At 37.3% G+C, this 17,706-nt stretch carries 16 protein-coding genes; 4 read left to right on the top strand and 12 right to left on the bottom strand.

Annotated elements, in window-relative coordinates; translation table 11 throughout:
• Positions 1–290: 290 nt before the first annotated feature.
• From thiI to phoB, 11 genes are all read right to left on the bottom strand, one after another.
• The gene (gene thiI, locus V6256_RS12865) at positions 291–1,745 is read right to left on the bottom strand and encodes a tRNA uracil 4-sulfurtransferase ThiI (RefSeq protein ID WP_341598628.1); all 1,455 of its coding nucleotides are present in this window, start codon (positions 1,743–1,745) and stop codon (positions 291–293) included.
• Between the two features lie 64 nt (positions 1,746–1,809).
• Positions 1,810–2,400 (bottom strand): YaeQ family protein, encoded by a 591-nt coding sequence (locus V6256_RS12870; RefSeq protein WP_341598629.1) that lies wholly within the window; start codon positions 2,398–2,400, stop codon positions 1,810–1,812.
• A 15-nt stretch (positions 2,401–2,415) separates the two neighbouring features.
• Positions 2,416–3,519 carry a 3-isopropylmalate dehydrogenase gene (leuB, locus tag V6256_RS12875; protein ID WP_341598630.1) on the bottom strand — a complete coding sequence of 368 codons (1,104 nt, stop codon included), beginning with the start codon at positions 3,517–3,519 and terminating at the stop codon, positions 2,416–2,418.
• Positions 3,520–3,718: 199 nt separating this feature from the next.
• Positions 3,719–4,702, bottom strand: coding sequence for a murein tripeptide/oligopeptide ABC transporter ATP binding protein OppF (gene oppF, locus V6256_RS12880; protein ID WP_341598631.1), 984 nt, complete (start codon positions 4,700–4,702; stop codon positions 3,719–3,721).
• Positions 4,699–5,667 carry an ABC transporter ATP-binding protein gene (oppD, locus tag V6256_RS12885; protein ID WP_341598632.1) on the bottom strand — a complete coding sequence of 323 codons (969 nt, stop codon included), beginning with the start codon at positions 5,665–5,667 and terminating at the stop codon, positions 4,699–4,701. Before oppD ends, oppF begins: the two co-directional genes overlap by 4 nt.
• An 11-nt stretch (positions 5,668–5,678) precedes the next feature.
• The gene (oppC, locus tag V6256_RS12890; protein ID WP_341598633.1) at positions 5,679–6,581 is read right to left on the bottom strand and encodes an oligopeptide ABC transporter permease OppC; all 903 of its coding nucleotides are present in this window, start codon (positions 6,579–6,581) and stop codon (positions 5,679–5,681) included.
• A gap of 11 nt (positions 6,582–6,592) precedes the next feature.
• Positions 6,593–7,513, bottom strand: coding sequence for an oligopeptide ABC transporter permease OppB (gene oppB, locus V6256_RS12895; RefSeq protein WP_341598634.1), 921 nt, complete (start codon positions 7,511–7,513; stop codon positions 6,593–6,595).
• A 71-nt stretch (positions 7,514–7,584) separates the two neighbouring features.
• Positions 7,585–9,216 (bottom strand): ABC transporter substrate-binding protein, encoded by a 1,632-nt coding sequence (locus tag V6256_RS12900; protein WP_341598635.1) that lies wholly within the window; start codon positions 9,214–9,216, stop codon positions 7,585–7,587.
• Positions 9,217–9,887: 671 nt separating this feature from the next.
• Positions 9,888–10,643 carry a Nif3-like dinuclear metal center hexameric protein gene (locus V6256_RS12905; RefSeq protein ID WP_341598636.1) on the bottom strand — a complete coding sequence of 252 codons (756 nt, stop codon included), beginning with the start codon at positions 10,641–10,643 and terminating at the stop codon, positions 9,888–9,890.
• Positions 10,644–10,860: 217 nt separating this feature from the next.
• On the bottom strand, positions 10,861–12,150 hold the full coding sequence (phoR, locus tag V6256_RS12910; protein WP_341598637.1) for a phosphate regulon sensor histidine kinase PhoR: 1,290 nt from the start codon (positions 12,148–12,150) through the stop codon (positions 10,861–10,863).
• Between the two features lie 228 nt (positions 12,151–12,378).
• Positions 12,379–13,062: a phosphate regulon transcriptional regulator PhoB gene (phoB, locus tag V6256_RS12915; protein WP_341598638.1), complete on the bottom strand. Its 684-nt coding sequence runs from the start codon at positions 13,060–13,062 to the stop codon at positions 12,379–12,381.
• A gap of 217 nt (positions 13,063–13,279) precedes the next feature.
• On the opposite strand from phoB, the gene rdgC reads away from it, so the two are divergent.
• From rdgC to V6256_RS12935, 4 genes are all read left to right on the top strand, one after another.
• Positions 13,280–14,188 carry a recombination-associated protein RdgC gene (gene rdgC, locus V6256_RS12920; RefSeq protein WP_341598639.1) on the top strand — a complete coding sequence of 303 codons (909 nt, stop codon included), beginning with the start codon at positions 13,280–13,282 and terminating at the stop codon, positions 14,186–14,188.
• Positions 14,189–14,295: 107 nt separating this feature from the next.
• On the top strand, positions 14,296–15,474 hold the full coding sequence (gene purT / locus V6256_RS12925) for a formate-dependent phosphoribosylglycinamide formyltransferase (protein WP_424141066.1): 1,179 nt from the start codon (positions 14,296–14,298) through the stop codon (positions 15,472–15,474).
• A gap of 707 nt (positions 15,475–16,181) precedes the next feature.
• Positions 16,182–16,598 (top strand): hypothetical protein, encoded by a 417-nt coding sequence (locus V6256_RS12930; protein ID WP_341598641.1) that lies wholly within the window; start codon positions 16,182–16,184, stop codon positions 16,596–16,598.
• A 120-nt stretch (positions 16,599–16,718) separates the two neighbouring features.
• Positions 16,719–16,922, top strand: coding sequence for a YaeP family protein (locus V6256_RS12935; protein ID WP_341598642.1), 204 nt, complete (start codon positions 16,719–16,721; stop codon positions 16,920–16,922).
• A 307-nt stretch (positions 16,923–17,229) separates the two neighbouring features.
• Here the strand turns inward: V6256_RS12935 and V6256_RS16445 are convergent, their stop codons facing one another.
• On the bottom strand, positions 17,230–17,469 hold the full coding sequence (locus V6256_RS16445) for a helix-turn-helix domain-containing protein (RefSeq protein WP_424141065.1): 240 nt from the start codon (positions 17,467–17,469) through the stop codon (positions 17,230–17,232).
• Positions 17,470–17,706 lie beyond the last annotated feature (237 nt).

Genomic DNA, 17,706 nt, shown 5'->3' on the forward strand with positions numbered 1-17,706 from the left:
CCGATAGGCTATTAACGAAGTTAATCGACGAAAGGCTCAAATTACGCCTTAAACTCAGTCATTTTTTCTGCGCAAAAATTTAGATCACTTATTTAATATAATTGGTATAAGCATTAAACAGCTTGTGGGGTGAATGATTTACAGGGGCTATAAATGAATTAGGCTAATCAGCGATTATTGCTGATTAGCCTATGTATGTAGTCATGAGACTAGATAGTGTTAGTGCTTATTATTAGCAGTCATCTGTATCTATTAAACCTCTATCCATTAAATATCGGTCTATTAAAACTCTATGGGCGATAAACTTTAACGTTTTCAAAGCCAGCTTCTTTTAAGTAAAGCGCTTGTAATTGGCTCATAACGCCCCTATCACAATACAATAGGTAAGTTTTATCTTGAGCTAATGTTTCAAATTGAGAGCCTAACTTAAAGAAAGGTAAATGTTTAACTTCGATACCCTCAATCACTAATGGCTTATCTTCATGTTCATCTATTGAACGAATATCTAAAATAACTTCATTTTCAGCAAAAGCAGTAACAGATTCAACTTCTTTAACCTGCTCTTTAGCCGATGTTGCGATATCTTTAATATCGAGAGTCTTAGCATTGGCCACCACTTGCTCAATCAAACTCATGTCAAAGTTTGCTTCTTCTTTTTCAATTTTAGACATCACCGCTTTAACGGTTGGACGCTGCGAAATAACGCCACAATATTCTGGAATCGTTTCAGATATTTCAGCAGTACCAATATCGCGCGCACAATCAATAATCACTTGCTTATCGGTTGCCACTAAAGGACGTAAAATAAGCGTATCAGTAACTTGATCAATCACTGATAAGTTACGTAAGGTTTGACTAGATACTTGCCCTAATGCTTCACCAGTGACTAAACCTTCAATCGCTAAGTTATCCGCCACTTTACTTGCTGCACGCATCATCATACGTTTCAGTACCACACCCATTTGTCCGTTATCTACTTTTTCTAAGATCTCAGCAACAACAGGTTCAAAAGGAACAGATACAAATTTAACTCGATGAGATGCACCAAATCGCTCCCATAAATGATAAGCAACTTGTTGCACACCAATTTCATGGGCTGCACCGCCTAAATTAAAGAAGCAGTAATGCACGCGAGAACCACGTTTAAGCAATTGATAACTCGATACGCCAGAATCAAAGCCACCAGAAATAAGTGATAGAACGGACTCTTGTGTACCTAGCGGGAAACCACCTAAACCTTGATGACGTTGGTCAACCATGAACAGCTTATCTTGATTGATTTCGATATTTACAGTCACATCTGGATTTTTTAGTTTAACAGCTAACGCTTCTGTATGCTGATTTAAACCACCACCAACATAACGTTCAACTTCATTTGAGCCAAAGTCATGTGTACCGATACGTTTAGCACGAACGCAGAAAGTTTTACCTGCTAAGCTGTCCTCAAAACACGCTTTGGTTTGCTCGTAAATATCGTGAATATCAGTAAAGGTAGACTCAGTCACCTCTAAAAAGTGCGCGATACCCGGCGTGCTCTTCAGGTAATGAATAATCGTTTCTTTATTTTTTGGATCATCATTTTGACTGCGAACAATGATCTTATCCCACTCAAGAATTACCTTAATCTGCTCATCATGGCGAGTTAGTACATTACGAATATTACCCTGTAACATTTTACTAAAACGTTTACGTACAGGCTTACTTTTCATCATGATTTCAGGAAAAAGTTTAACGATAAATTTCATGGGATTTCACTGTGTTAATTTAAAGAATGGCGGATTATACGCTGTGTAGATTTGTGTGCAATGTTTACTCGCCTTGTAAGGTCGTTAAATTGACTTCACAACTGCCATTATCTGCCGCGATATAAAACACATTATCCGTAATAGTAATACTAAAATCCATGGTTCGTTGTATTAATCTTGCAAAAGCTTGGATTTGCTCGAAATCAAACTGATAAACATCTGCTTTAATAGTACTGAAATCTTTTTCTGATTGCTTCCACCAAACATTGGCTTTGGTATTAAACGTATAAACCTTAGTTTCTCTAGCTTGGCGACATGCTTTTTTGATTCGCTCAAACCCAGGCTCACCGACATCAATCCACAGCAAAAACTCGTCACTGTAATTTTTGGCCCATATATCAGGATCATCGGCTTCACTTAGTCCTTTAGTAAAGGTTAAAAATTCCTGGTTATTCAGTACAAACGCTAAAATACGCGTGACCATACGTTCCGTTGTTTCTGAAGGATGCTGTGCAATCGTTAAAGGTATTGTTTCATAAATATCCTGGTCTAAATTTGACACATTAATATTCATTTTAAAAATCGTAGGCTTAAGCGCCATTTTATTTATCTCCAAAAAAAACCACGTTAAAAAACGTGGTTTAGTATAAATCATCGTAAAGTGATTTGATTAAACAGGCATTGCAGCTAGTTTAGCACAAACCATATCACCAAATTCAGCGGTGCTGACTAGGTTAGCTTCGCCTTCTTTAGACAGGTCAGATGTTGAGTAACCATCTTCAAATACACCTTGCATAGCAGCCCAAAGGTTTTTAGCTTCTTTGTCCATACCAAAGCTCATTTCTAGCATTAATGCTACAGAACCAATCATTGAGTATGGGTTAGCAATACCTTTACCTGCAATATCTGGCGCTGAACCATGTGATGGTTCGTAGTAAGATTTTTTAGGACCTTTACATGCTGAAGGCATAAGACCTAAAGAACCTAAGATACCGCCGCCTTGGTCACTTAAGATATCACCAAACATGTTTTCCATTACCATTACATCAAACATAGTAGGTTTTAAACATAGGTAAGTTGCAGCTGCATCTACTAAGATGTTAACCACTTCAACTTCTGGGAAGTTTTTGTTTTCTTCTTCAACAATCGCATTCCATAACACGCTTGATTTTAATACGTTTGATTTATGGATGTTGTGCATTACTTTTTTACGTTTCATAGAAACTTCAAAACCAACACGAACGATTTGACGGATTTGATCTTCATCGTATTCTAGTACTTCACGAACATAACGTTTGCCGTCTGAATCTGTACCTGTTTCTTTCTCACCAAAGTATAAACCACCAACAAGCTCACGAATTAACATGATATCAATGCCGTCACCAACAACAGACTCTTTTAGTGGTGAAAAGTGTGCAAGACCTTTTGGTAGGTAAACTGGACGGAAGTTAGCATAAGTATTGTAACGACGACGAAGTGGTAATAATGCACCACGTTCAGGTTGCTCATCTACTGGGATTTTTTGCGAGTCTTCATGATTTAAACCAATAGTACCTTTAAGGATAGCATCTGCTTTATCACACGCCGCTTTTGTTTCTTCAGGGAAAGATTTTCCTGTTGCAAAATATGCAGCAGCACCAAATAAAACGTCATTTAATTCAAAGTTAACGTCAGCGTTACGCTCTTCAACTAAATTTAAAACTTTTACAGCTTCTTTCATTACTTCAGGACCAATACCGTCACCTGCTAGTAATGCAATGTTATATGTTGTCATTTTAATTCCCTAAATGATTTGGATTGTTTTTTCTTGGGGCACATCATAATGTAAAAGTGCCCTCTATTTCAATTTATGTAGCATTTTTTTAATTATTGATGAAGATAGTATAAAAATAATACAAAAATACTGTGCTGTAGCATAAGAACAAAATAGAAACGTCTAAACCATCACTATTTTGTTCTTACTTTATTTCACACTATAAAAGGCAGGCGTATGCATGACGTTGATCACCTTTCAGTAAAGGTTTATCACTCGCACAAAGCTCAGAGGCAACGGGACAGCGTGTTCTAAACACACACCCTGACGGAGGATTGATTGGTGAAGGTAAGTCCCCTTCCAACATCTGAATGGTTTTATTCCTTTCAATTTTTGGATCAGGAATCGGCACTGCTGACATTAAAGCTTTAGTGTATGGGTGCTTTGGTGCTGTAAATAAAGCATCACATTCAGCAAATTCAACTGGGTTGCCCAAATACATCACTAACACTCGATCTGAAATATGTTTAACGATTGATAAGTCATGTGCAATAAACACTAAGCTTAATCCAAGTTCGCGTTGTAGCTCTTTCAATAAGTTAACAACCTGCGCTTGAATCGATACATCTAAGGCAGAAACAGGCTCATCGCATATAATCATTTTTGGTTTCAAGATTAGTGCGCGCGCAATACCGATACGTTGACACTGACCACCTGAAAATTCGTGTGGATAACGGTTAATCACATTAGGCAATAAACCTACCTTAGCCATCATCTCTTTAACCTGCTCTTTTACCTCATCCTTACTCAGGTTCGGATAAAACGTCTTTAAAGGTTCAGCAATAATATCGCCCACATTCATACGTGGATTCAAAGATGCTAATGGATCTTGGAAGATCATTTGGATTTCTTTACGTTTCAATCGTAAATCTTCTTTAGCAAGTTTGGTTAGGTCTTGGCCCATCCACACGACACTACCTTCAGTTGCAGGAACTAAGCCAATAATGGCACGCGCAAGGGTTGATTTACCACAACCTGATTCACCAACAACGCCTAGCGTTTCTCCTTCATATAACTTTAGGTTAACGCCATCAACCGCTTTTAACGTTGCAGGCTTTGCCCAAGGTAATAATGAAGTAGAAGGAATACTAAATTGTACTTTTAAATTTTTAATATCAAGAATTAATTTTTTTTCATTGCTCATGACCAAGACTCCCAATCAGAAAAACAAGCTCGAGCACGTTGATCATCAAACGTAGTTAATACCGGCGCTTCTTGTTTACAACGGTCCATTACACGGTGACAACGGTCTTGATAAGGACAACCCGTAGGTAAATTAAGTAAATTAGGTGGATTACCTGGAATCGTTGGTAACTCATCTACTTCACCGTCTAGCCGTGGGATCGACTTCAATAGCCCTTCAGTATACGGGTGACTTGGTTTATAGAAGATTTCATCAACAGTGCCGTACTCCATTGTACGTCCTGCATACATCACTAGCACTTTATCACAGCTGCCCGCTACCACACCCAAATCGTGGGTTATCATAATGATTGCAGTATTAAACTCATCTTTAAGATCATTAAGTAACGCCATAATTTGCGCTTGAATTGTTACATCAAGTGCAGTGGTTGGTTCGTCTGCAATCAATAATTTAGGACGACATAATAACGCCATCGCAATCATGACACGTTGACGCATCCCACCTGAAAATTCATGAGGATACATTGAAATACGTTTACGCGCTTCAGGGATTTTAACGGCCTCAAGCATTTTAACGGACTCTTCAAAGGCTTCTTTTTTACCCATACCTTTGTGCAGCATCAGCACTTCCATCATCTGAGTGCTGACTTTTAGATATGGATTCAATGACGTCATTGGATCTTGGAAGATCATCGCCATTTGTTGTGCTCGTACTTTATTTAGCTCTTTTTCTGGCAAGTTAAGTACTTCTTTACCTTCAAATTTTGCACTACCAGTGATAATACCGTTTTTTGCTAACAGTCCCATCAGGGAGAATACGGTTTGTGATTTCCCAGAGCCTGATTCGCCTACAATACCTAATGTTTCACCAGGCGCCAGTGAGAAGTTTAAATCGTTAACTGCGGTAACATTACCATCTTGAGTGGTAAACTCGACGCGCAGATCTTTAACATCTAATAAATTCATTTTTCTTCCTTCTATCGGTCTTTAGGATCAAGCGCGTCACGTAAGCCATCGCCGATATAATTAAAACAGAACAAAGTAACTACCATAAATGCAGCAGGGAAACTAAGTTGCCAAATCGCCACTTCCATCGTTTGAGCTCCTTCTTGTAACAGCGCGCCCCAGCTTGTCATAGGCTCTTGTACGCCCAGCCCTAAGAAGCTTAAAAAAGACTCTGTTAAGATCATACTTGGTACTAATAATGTTGAATAAACAGCAACAATCCCTAACACATTAGGAATGATATGACGACGAATGATATTCCAGTTACTCACACCACAAACATGTGCCGCTTCGATAAACTCTTTATTACGTAAGCTTAATGTTTGTCCGCGCACAATACGCGCCATATCAAGCCAAGCGATAGCACCGATTGCAACAAATATCAGGACAATATTTCGACCAAAAAATGTGACTAATACAATCACTAAGAACATAAAAGGAATCGAGTATAAAATCTCCAAGAATCGCATCATCATACGGTCAACTTTACCGCCGATAAAACCAGATGTGGCACCATAAACGGTACCAATAATAACCGCAACAAGCGCACCTAATACACCGACCATAATTGAGATTCGCCCACCAATAAAGGTACGCACAAATAAGTCTCGGCCAAGGCTATCAGTACCAAATAGATGTTCAGCAGAAGGAGCTTGGTGCAATGCATACCAGTCCGTATCGTCAAATGCGAATTCTGCAAAGATTGGAACTAAGATAACCGATAAAGTGATCATGATAAGAATAACTAAACTTACCATGGCCGCTTTGTTGCGCATGAAACGGATACGCGCATCCTGCCATAAACTGCGCCCTTCGATTTCTAAATTGTCAGCGAGTTGATTAATCACTTCACTATTTTGTTTTTTAGCTAACATCAATTTCATCCTTAGTAGCGAATTTTTGGATCAACATAGGCGAGAAGAATATCGACTATGGCGTTGAACAGGATGAACAATAAACCAATCAGAATCGTTACCCCCATCACTAATGAATAATCACGGTTAAACGCAGCGTTAACGAATAACTTTCCGATTCCAGGTAAACCAAAAATAGTTTCAATAACAACAGACCCGGTAATGATCCCTACAAAAGCAGGTCCCATATAAGAAATAACCGGTAACATCGCTGGTTTTAATGCATGTTTTAAAACAATATAAGAAAAGCTTAAGCCTTTTGAGCGTGCAGTACGGATAAAGTTACTGTTTAATACTTCGATCATGCTGCCTCGCGTAATACGCGCAAAAGTAGCAACGTACATCATTGCCATACCGAGCACAGGCAAGACCATATATTTAGCAGAGCCGTCTAACCAGCCGCCCGCAGGAAACCATTCCATATTAATAGAGAAAAGATAAATAAGGACAGGCGCTAATACGAAGGATGGCATCACAATGCCTAACATGGCAGTTGACATCACACTATAATCGAGCCAAGTATTTTGCCTTAGCGCGGCTATGGTGCCTATTGCCACCCCAAAAAAGAGTGAAAAGATAAACGCAACAGAACCAATTTTTGCTGAAACAGGTAATGCTGCGCCAACTAACTCGTTCACTGTGTAATCTTTATATTTAAAAGAAGGACCAAAATCGCCATGTAGAACATTGGTTAAGTAAGTAGTGTATTGCTCAAAAACTGGCTTATCTAAACCATATTTGGCATTAATATTAGCCATCACTTGTGGCGGTAAGGTACGTTCGCTAGAAAAAGGACTGCCTGGTGCAAAACGCATTAAAAAGAATGAAACGGTAATCAATATAAGTAATGTAGGGATTGCTTCAATGATTCGTTTGAGTATGAATTTAAACATAATTTACTCTTTGGATAAAACAAAAAGAGGCGCTTACCGCCTCTTGGTATTTGTACTCTTAGGATTGGTATTTATTCTGCGATGATGTACATATCTTTAGAATAAATTTTATCTTCCGCATTATTTGCAGCATAACCACCAACACGTGGGTTTAATAAACGTGTCGATACGTATTGATAGATAGGTGCCAATGGCATATCTTTCGCTAATAATTGCTCTTGTTGATAGTATAATTGAGTACGCTCTTCTGCTGACGTTGAGGCCAATGCCGCTGCAACTAATTTATCATAATCAGCACTTTGGTAATGGATACCAGCAGAAGTGTTGTTACCTTCCATTAAGCTTGTAAAGGTTGATGGTTCATTATAATCACCACACCACCCTGCACGAGAAGCTTGGAAATCACCTTGCTTTTTAGTTTCTAGGTAAGTTTTCCACTCTTGGTTTTCCAGCGTCACTTGCGCACCTAATGTTTTCTTCCACATTGATGAGATAGCAACGGCCAGTTTTTTATGGTTCTCACTAGTGTTGTACAATAAGCTAAATTTAAGTGGGTTAGCTTCATTGTAACCTGCTTCAGCTAATAGTTTTTTAGCTTCTTCATTACGCTCTTTTTGCGTTAGTTTACCGTAAGCTGGTAACTCAGGGCTGAAACCAGAAATGATTTCAGGTGTTAGGAAGTAAGCTGGCTTTTGGCCTTGACCTAATAGTGCGTTAGCAATGATATTACGGTCAATCGCATAAGAAACAGCCTTACGTACTCGAACGTCATCAAATGGTGGTTTCTTTAAATTAAAGTTGTAGTAATAAGTACACAAGCTACCTTTAATTTGTAACGATTCTGGATGCTCTTTTTGTAAACGACGGAAATGCTCATTTGGCACTTCATAAGTCATATCAATTTCACCGGAAAGGAAACGGTTCATTTCAGCAACTTGATTTTCAATTGGTAAGTAAGTTACTTTTGTTAATACTGTATGTTCATTATCCCAGTAGTTTTTATTTGGTACCATTTCGATACGCTCATTAACTACCCAGTTATCAATAACAAAGGCACCATTACCAACAAAGTTTTCTGGTTTAGTCCATTGATCACCGTATTTTTCAACTGTTGCTTTATGAACTGGTTTTACCGTTGTATGGCCCATCATCATCACAAAGTAAGGTGTTGTATGCTCTAGTTTTACTTCAAAGGTATTAGCATCAATCGCTTTAACACCTAAAGTCGATTTATCTTTTTTACCCGCTACGATATCGGCAGCATTAACCATGCTTGTCATTTCCAGATACCAAGCATAAGGAGAAGCAGTTGCAGGGTCTACTGCACGTTGAAAGCTATATACAAAATCTTCGGCTGTTACAGGGTCGCCGTTTGACCATTTAGCATCTTTTCTTAGGTGAAAAGTAAATGTTTTATTATCAGTTGTTTCCCAACTCTCAGCTACACCAGGAATCGTATTACCATCTGCATCCTGGTTAACTAACCCTTCAAGTAAATCACGAATGGCCATTGATTCTGGCACACCTTCTGTTTTTTGAGGATCAAGTGAAGCAACTTCAGTTCCATTACCACGAACTAGCTCTTGTTTAGCGGCTAATTTAGTACCTTCTGGTACATTGGCTGCGAGTGCATTAAAAGATGCTGTCGCAACAGAAAGTCCAAGCCCTAACATTAAAGCTTTCGTTATTTTATTTTTATTCACAATTTTTCCCTTATGTGATGGCCATTGAAAATGTCAATTGGCCCTATGAGCGGCACAGTATTAAAATTAATTTTTACAAAAAATATCAACACTCATTTAATAATTTCGTCCACTATATTGCAATTTCAAAGCCAAAAAATAAAAACAATTACATATCAATCACTTAAAATAAATCAGTGCTCGACAATAATTATAACGCTTTATTTTGGTGCATTAACACCATAATAAAGCACTGTTATATTTCTCTTCTTAAAATTAGTTTACAGTACATGCTACAAAAAAACTGACCAGATGGTCAAATAAAGGTGTATGCTTTTGATATATAGGACAAATATTGACTTTATTTTGCTTAAAATTAAATTATTAATAGACCTTTAAAAATGGTTTTTACGTGATATGCATGCAGATAAACTATAATACAGGCTTAATTTACACATGAAATGTATTTAATTTATATATGATATGCATTTAATAAAGGTGATTATTGATACAGAATAAAGTATTGAAGGGCAGTAAACTGAAGAGGTATCTAACAAGAACAGATATCAATAATAATATTTTGTAGGAATTAATCTTGTAGGAATTAAGTTTGTAATAATTAAGTTTGTCGCTAAGCTAGCTTTTCCATGCCAGTACCGTTCATGGATAAGCTAGCGTCATTCTAGACAAGGTTAAACAGGGTTATCTATATCCACAAAGGTCACATCAAACTTCATTTCAGTTGCTAACCACTCACCTAAGGCTTTTACACCATAGCGTTCCGTTGCATGGTGGCCCGCCGCAAAGTAATGAATACCCATTTCTTTTGCTATATGAACTGTCCGCTCCGAAATTTCACCACTAATAAAGGCATCGATGCCTTGTTCAGCAGCCATTGTAATAAAATCTTGTCCACCACCAGTACACCAAGCAACACTCTTAATCTCGGCTTTTCCACCATCAATCCATAATGGTTCACGATGCAGTTGTTGAGTGATGGTTTCTGCTAATTTTTGCGGTGTAACAGCTTGTTCAAACTTCCCTACTCTGCCCACACTACGTTTATCCCAAGGTTCTAAAGGACGTCTATCAGTAATACCCAATAATTCAGCTAGCTGTTTGTTATTACCTAGTTCAGGATGGACATCCAAAGGTAAATGATAGGCATACAGGTTAATACCATTTTCAATTAGCGCCTTAATACGTTTATATTTCATGGAAACGATTTGCTGCTCTTCACCTTTCCAAAAATACCCATGATGCACAACAATCGCATCGGCTTTTAATTCAATGGCCGCGTCAATCAATGCTTGATTTGCTGTCACACCGGTCACTATTTTTTGTATTTGTTCGCGCCCTTCTACTTGTAAGCCATTAGGACAATAATCTTTGAATTGATGAATTTCTAAAAACTGGTCGAGTTTATTAGCAAGTTTACGATTAAGCATATTATTCACTTTTTAATTACGGTAAAAATTATATTCATGATAAAGCTTAATGCCATTATTTGAAAATAATTCCCACAATTGATGTTATCAATAAGTATTTAAAACAAAATTTGATAGAGAAAAAGTAAGAATAGATTGTTAAGTAAACATAATTGAGGTGGTTCAATATCGCTCCCTCTCTTCTAATATCAAGGCAGCGATACTATTGAGGATAGTGTTAATCGATATAAGTCTTAGGGATAATAAAAGAGAATTGGCTACCTTCACCAAGGTTACTCTCAATATTTAATTGGGTATCGTAATGAGATAAAGAGTGCTTTACGATTGAAAGCCCTAAACCAGTACCACCTGTATCACGAGAGCGGGACTCATCAACACGGTAAAAACGCTCTGTTAAATGTAGAATATGCTCTTCAGCAATACCATCACCTGTATCCATTACACAGAAGTAAGCCCCTTCAGGTACCTTTTTCCATATCACTTTAATACTGCCTAAATCTGGCGTATAGCGTATTGCATTAAACACTAAATTAGACATTGCACTGCGCAATTGTAGCTCATCACCGACAATCGCTAAACTTGGGTCTACATTGAATTTTATCACTAACTCTTTTTTACGCCCTAAAGCGATCGCTTCATGCTCTATTTGTGTTAACAGCGCTGAAACATCAATGGTTTCATAAAAGTCCAGTGTTGGTGCAGCTTCAATTTTAGATAAGGTCATTAATTGCTCGACTAATGAACACATTCTTGTGGTTTGTTGTTCAAGCATTTCGATGGCTTTTTCTTGCATTGGATCTTGTTGCGTGTTCATTTCTAAAATTTCAATGTAACCCTGTAACACGGTTAAAGGAGTACGCAACTCATGAGAAACATTGGCAACAAATTGGCGTCTACTTTCATCCATTTGACGGTAGGTTGTGACATCACGAACAATTAATAAGCGTTGGTTTTTAGCATAAGGCATAACCCTGAATTCCAGTAACTTATCACTGTTAATCGGTGATTGCAGATCCAGCGGTTCATTAAATGCTTCTTTTTGTAGATAACTAACAAAATCAGGGTGGCGTATCAGGTTAGAAATATGCTCCCCCGCATCTTCAGGCCATTTAAACCCTAATTGAAATTGTGCTAGGCGGTTACACCATACTATTTCACCATTTTTTTTAAACACAACAACCGCATCAGGTAACGCTTCAGCCCCTTCACGAAAGCGACTAATAACACCTGCTAACTTTCGGCGACGTTTACTATTACGTGTTTGCATATGGTCAAGCCCAATATAAGCATGTTCCCAAACCGATTGCCCTAAAGGTAAAATAGTACTTTTACTGACCCATAACCAATTGTTTAATTTACTTAAATAAAAGTAATGCCATAAAATATGAGCGAACATAAGACACGACAAAGCAACAAACACGTGGCCTATTAACAAGCCTAAAATCATTACCGGTACATAAACTAAGCAACAACTTCCAAAGGTTTTCTTCCATGTAAATTCTTTCAAAAGTATTTCTCTTTTTTAGCATCCTTGAAGCAGCATTCTAGCGGTTGCACGATAGATATTAACCAATTTATAAATAACCTATAAAGAATGCTACGACAACTTATAAGTTTTATTACCTTGGTTGTACAACTCATACGAGGTTGGACAGTAAAAATGATTAGGCAATTTTATACTTTAAAAATACCCTTTCAGAATAGCATTGACCAACATTAATAAATATAACAATTATTAAGAGCGAGTAGAAAAACGATATCCGGCGCCACGTACCGTCTGTACCAGATGATCGTGGTCTGATAATGCTTTACGTAAACGTCTAATATGCACATCTACAGTGCGATCTTCAACATAGACGTTAGTTCCCCATACATTATTTAATAATTGTTCTCGGCTATAAACACGCTCAGGGTGAGTCATAAAAAAGTGTAATAATTTAAATTCTGTCGGCCCCATTTCTAAAGGGCTATTGCTTAGCGTTGCTCGATGGGAAATCGGATCTAACTTTAATTTACCTACTTTCAACGTATCATCTAAGGAGGTTGGATTAACTCGACGCATCACTGTTTTTAAACGAGCCATTAACTCTTTCGGTGAAAAAGGTTTAGTCACATAATCATCTGCACCATTTTCTAAACCACGGACTTTATCTTCTTCTTCACCACGCGCAGTTAACATCACCACTGGGATTTGGCGTAGTATTTCATCTTGTTTTAAGACTTTTAAAAGTTGAATTCCGCTGCCACCAGGAAACATCCAATCCAATAAAATAAGATCTGGATAAGGTTCATGTAAATGCGCTAATGCAGCTTGGTAATTATCAGCTTCCAATGTTTCGTAACCATGTTGTTCTAACACAAAGCTCAGCATATCTCTGATAGCGACTTCATCTTCAACAATTAAAATTTTGCTTGCCATATTTTCATAATTCCATTGATACTAATATAATTGCTTCGAATTATTGCTTACAATTGTGACAATTATATGACACTTATAGGCAAACTGTCATAAAACCTACTTATTCGTTTGATTTTAAAAAAAAGATCACGGTTCTTTTGACGGTTTCTCGAAAATTCCTTTAAACTGCACCTAATTCAATATTTTCATTCATAGCATTATTAAAAAAGGGTCTTCCATGTTTTTTAAAAACCTTCAAGTTTATCGCTTTACTCGCCCGATGGAACAAGATGAGAACGCATTAGAAAGAAATTTAGAAGAATTCAAATTTAAACCTTGTGGTAGTCAAGATATTTCAAAACTAGGTTGGGTTTTTCCGATGGGGAAGAACGGTAGCATGTATACACATGTACACCAAAAACAATTACTAATCTGCCTTAAAAAAGAAGAAAAGATGTTACCTGCAGGTGTGATTAAAGATCAGTTAGCAGAACGTGTTGAGGCGATTGAACTCGAACAAGGTAGAGCATTAAAGAAAAAAGAAAAAGATAGCTTAAAAGAAGATATCATCATGCAGTTATTACCGCGTGCGTTTAGTCGAACATCACAAACCTATGCTTGGATTGATAACGAAACCAATATGCTATACGTCGATAGCTCAAGTGCACGTAAAGCGGAAGAGCTGATTTCATTACTACGTAAAACCTTAGGTAGCTTGCCTGTTGTTCCTGTACAACTGCAAAATCAAACAGATGTTGTTATGACGGATTGGTTAGTAGAAGGTAATATTCCAGCTAACTTCCAACTAGAAGATGAAGCCGAGCTTTGTTCTGCTTTAGAAGGCGGCGGTATTATTCGCTGTAAACAACAAGATCTTTTATCTGAAGAAATTAAAAAGCATTTAGATTCAGATAAATTCGTGACTAAGTTAGCACTCAACTGGGCCGACAGCATATCTTTTGTGATAGGCGAAGAGTTTGCATTAAAACGCCTTAAGTTTTCTGACGTATTACAAGAGCAAAATGAACACATTGAAGCCGATGACTTTGCAGCGCGCTTTGACGCAGACTTTATATTGATGACCGGGGAGATAAAACAATTAGTACCGTCCCTAGTCGAGTTATTCGGCGGCGAACAAACTTTATAACCAATAAAACCAATCATCAGCCCAGTTTAAACTCCTGGGCTTTTTTATAACCTTAATTACAACCTTTTCTTTTCATCCACATAAGAGTGAATTAAATGACCATTTCAATGATAGGAACAGCGACCTCAAACAGTGCAACAAAAGCCTTATTATTAGGCTCCGGCGAACTAGGGAAAGAAGTCGCTATCGAATTACAACGCTTTGGTATTGAAGTTATTGCAGCAGACAGTTATGCCAATGCACCGGCAATGCAAATTGCGCACCGTTCACATGTAGTCAGCATGTTAGACGGTGAACGTTTACAAGAAATAATTCGACTTGAAGCACCTGATTTTATCATTCCAGAAGTTGAAGCTATCGCCACTGATACTTTGTTAGAACTAGAGCAGCAAGGCTTTAATGTTGTACCAACAGCACGCGCAACTAAGTTAACCATGGATAGAGAAGGTATCCGTCGTTTAGCCGCTGAAACCTTAGGTGTTCAAACCTCTCCTTACATTTTTGCTGATACTAAAGAAGAATACTTACAAGCCGTAAAAGAAATTGGTCAACCTTGTGTTATCAAACCTGTCATGAGCAGCTCTGGTAAAGGACAAAGCGTTGTAAAAACAGATGCAGATTTAGAAAGCGCGTGGACTTACTCTCAAGAAGGCGGTCGTACAGGTAAAGGTCGTATCATTATAGAAGGTTTTGTGCCTTTTGATTATGAAATCACCTTGCTAACGGTTAGTGCAGTGGATGGTATTCACTTCTGTGCCCCTATCGGACATCGACAAGAAGACGGTGATTACCGTGAATCATGGCAACCACAAGCAATGTCTGAAAAAGCATTACAACAAGCGCAAGACATTGCTACAAAAGTTGTTTCTGATTTAGGTGGTTATGGTTTATTTGGTATGGAGTTTTTTGTAAAAGGCGATCAGGTTTACTTTAGCGAAGTATCGCCGCGTCCACACGATACTGGTTTAGTGACACTGATTTCACAGGATCTATCTGAGTTTGCCTTACATGTTCGCGCTATTCTAGGTTTCCCAATTGGCCAGATAACACAGTACGGTGCAGCAGCCTCTAGTGTGATCCTAGGTAATGGAACTTCAAAAGATATTAAATATACGGCAGTTGGTACGGCATTAGGTAAAGTAGCTGGCTCACAAGTGCGTTTATTTGCTAAACCGGACATCAATGGCAGCCGACGTTTAGGTGTCGCACTTGCTAAAGGTGGAGATATTCAAACAGCGATTGATAATGCCAAATCTATTAGCCAAACGGTAGAACTAGTTTATTAATCAATAAGTCATTGTATTAAGTAGCACCGTTAAATATACAATGAGTCACTATCAAATCCAATAATGCTGTTTACCATACAAGGTTAACCGACCTCTATTAGTAAACAGCATTTTTTATATTTAGCGAAAAGTAACAAGATGCTAAACAGTATTGTTGAGATTTACTAAAAAAATTACAACACTAAACAGTAGTTTCAAAAATTCCCTAAAAAAATAACCTTATACCTACCCTAGTGCAGCTCATTAGAGATTGGTTACAATAATCAAATGTCTCTTTATCTTAACATTTACCTTTCAGCTGATTTAAAAGCTAGTTTGAGTGCTTTCCTCTTCAATTTAATAACCTATGCCCCCTATTTTTATACATATAATCATCAAACTTCAAAATTAAAAAATTTTTGAAAAAGTCATTAAGCAACTGAAAAGTAATATATTTTAAATAAAATTATTGTTTAGATTTTTTTCATTAGCTTACTTTAAATAAGCCATTTCACAGCCCCCTTCTTGTCTATCATTCGCTATTTTTACTTTTCTTAACTTCACTCCTACTGTTTAAAAATAATACCAAAAAAATAAAAGTTGCTAAGTCATTGTAAAGATTGAAATAAGATCCAAAGAGCAAAAAATGGATAAAATTTAGCTTGATCATTAATATAAAAATAAGTACTGTTTATCTACACAGTGTTTATTTATACAGGTAAATTATTATGCTATCTAGATCAATTGAAGCAACACGTACTAACCCATATCTTTTAAATGATTATGATCAAACCGTAAAAGAAAACGGCACATTAGTGCATGTACATTACCAAGAAAATAACTATCACTCGTTACTCAGCCATATTCAAAACCAACAAGATCAAGGGTGGATTTTATTTCTAGCACCTCCAGGAAAACCTAATACAGCGTTTTTAAAGAATGCGGGCATTGATAAAAGTCGGATCCTAATGATCGATTCGAGTAAAGTGGGCGATCACCTTTCTTTATTATCTACTTTGTTAACAAGTGACAATTATTGCACTGTGGTGACTTGGGTTGATGAACTAACAACGACAACGCGTTTATTGATTGAAGCGAATGCTAGCCAAACAAATACAAGTTGCTTTATTTACTGTAAACAGTAGCACTTTAAACAATACTAGTTTTATTTCACTGCTCAACATAAAATTGATTAACATCAGTAAACTAAGATTTGATAACCTTATAATGTCACTTGTTAATAAATATTTATGTTGGGAGCAAACATGTACCAGTACAGTGAAAAAACCAGAAAACTAATAAGCCAAATTGGTAGTGGTGATGCAGCCTACGTTCCTAAAGCAATTACGTGTGCAATAAACACTTTAGATGAAATAGCTAACGATGCGACTTTATCTGAAAAAGTCAGAGAAACAGCGGCTTTTGCAGCCGCTAATTTAGCCTTAAGCGATTACAATGATAACGACTGATATCGATAGAATGGATAAAATGAGTTAAAACGACTTTCTATAACATCACTCGCGATGTAGTTTGTAAAAAAGCATAAATGCAAAGTGAGTGATAGCGAATACAGCTTGTTATGCCCTTCTGATATTAACGCGCTATTCAAAGAGAACGCTTGGCGCTTGGTAACATATGATCACACCTTACCGTGCCTCACCTTCAATTAAAAAAACACTACTGAAAACCTAATACTAATAACTGGTTTTACCTAAACTCATACCAATCTGTAAAATTAACTGATTAGTTTCATCCAATCCCTAAAGCATATACTTTTCACTCTTCGAGGCCTTTGCTTAGATAGATACTCACCCATTTATTAACGCTAGGTCTAATCACTTTTAGGAACTGAGTAATTTGGCTTCGTGAATGGCCATCTTGAAAATCTGCTAAAGCCAGCAAACGTATTTTCATTTGTAATGAAGTTTGCTTACGGGCAAGTAGTTTAAAATCTGTCTTTTTTATATGCTCCACCTGAAATCGCTTTAATCGTAATAGATAAATCAATTCGATCATATTTTTACTTAAATTGGTATTTTACGTAGATTGGTATTTTACTTCGATGAATGTTTATTTTGGCTTATGCTTTGATGCAAGCAGGGAGACTAAAGTCACCGCCCCGAAGTAGAAATTGAGTGTTCTTTTGGGCAGTGGGCGAATTAAGCGTCAGCTTAGTACCATGAGCGAAGGAGCTCTGTGACTCCTTTTCAGGAACATTGTTTTGTCTTTGGGGCGGTGGCTTCAGCCTCCCTT

It is taken from the genome of Psychromonas aquatilis (genome assembly GCF_038155185.1).
Classification (GTDB): domain Bacteria; phylum Pseudomonadota; class Gammaproteobacteria; order Enterobacterales; family Psychromonadaceae; genus Psychromonas; species Psychromonas aquatilis.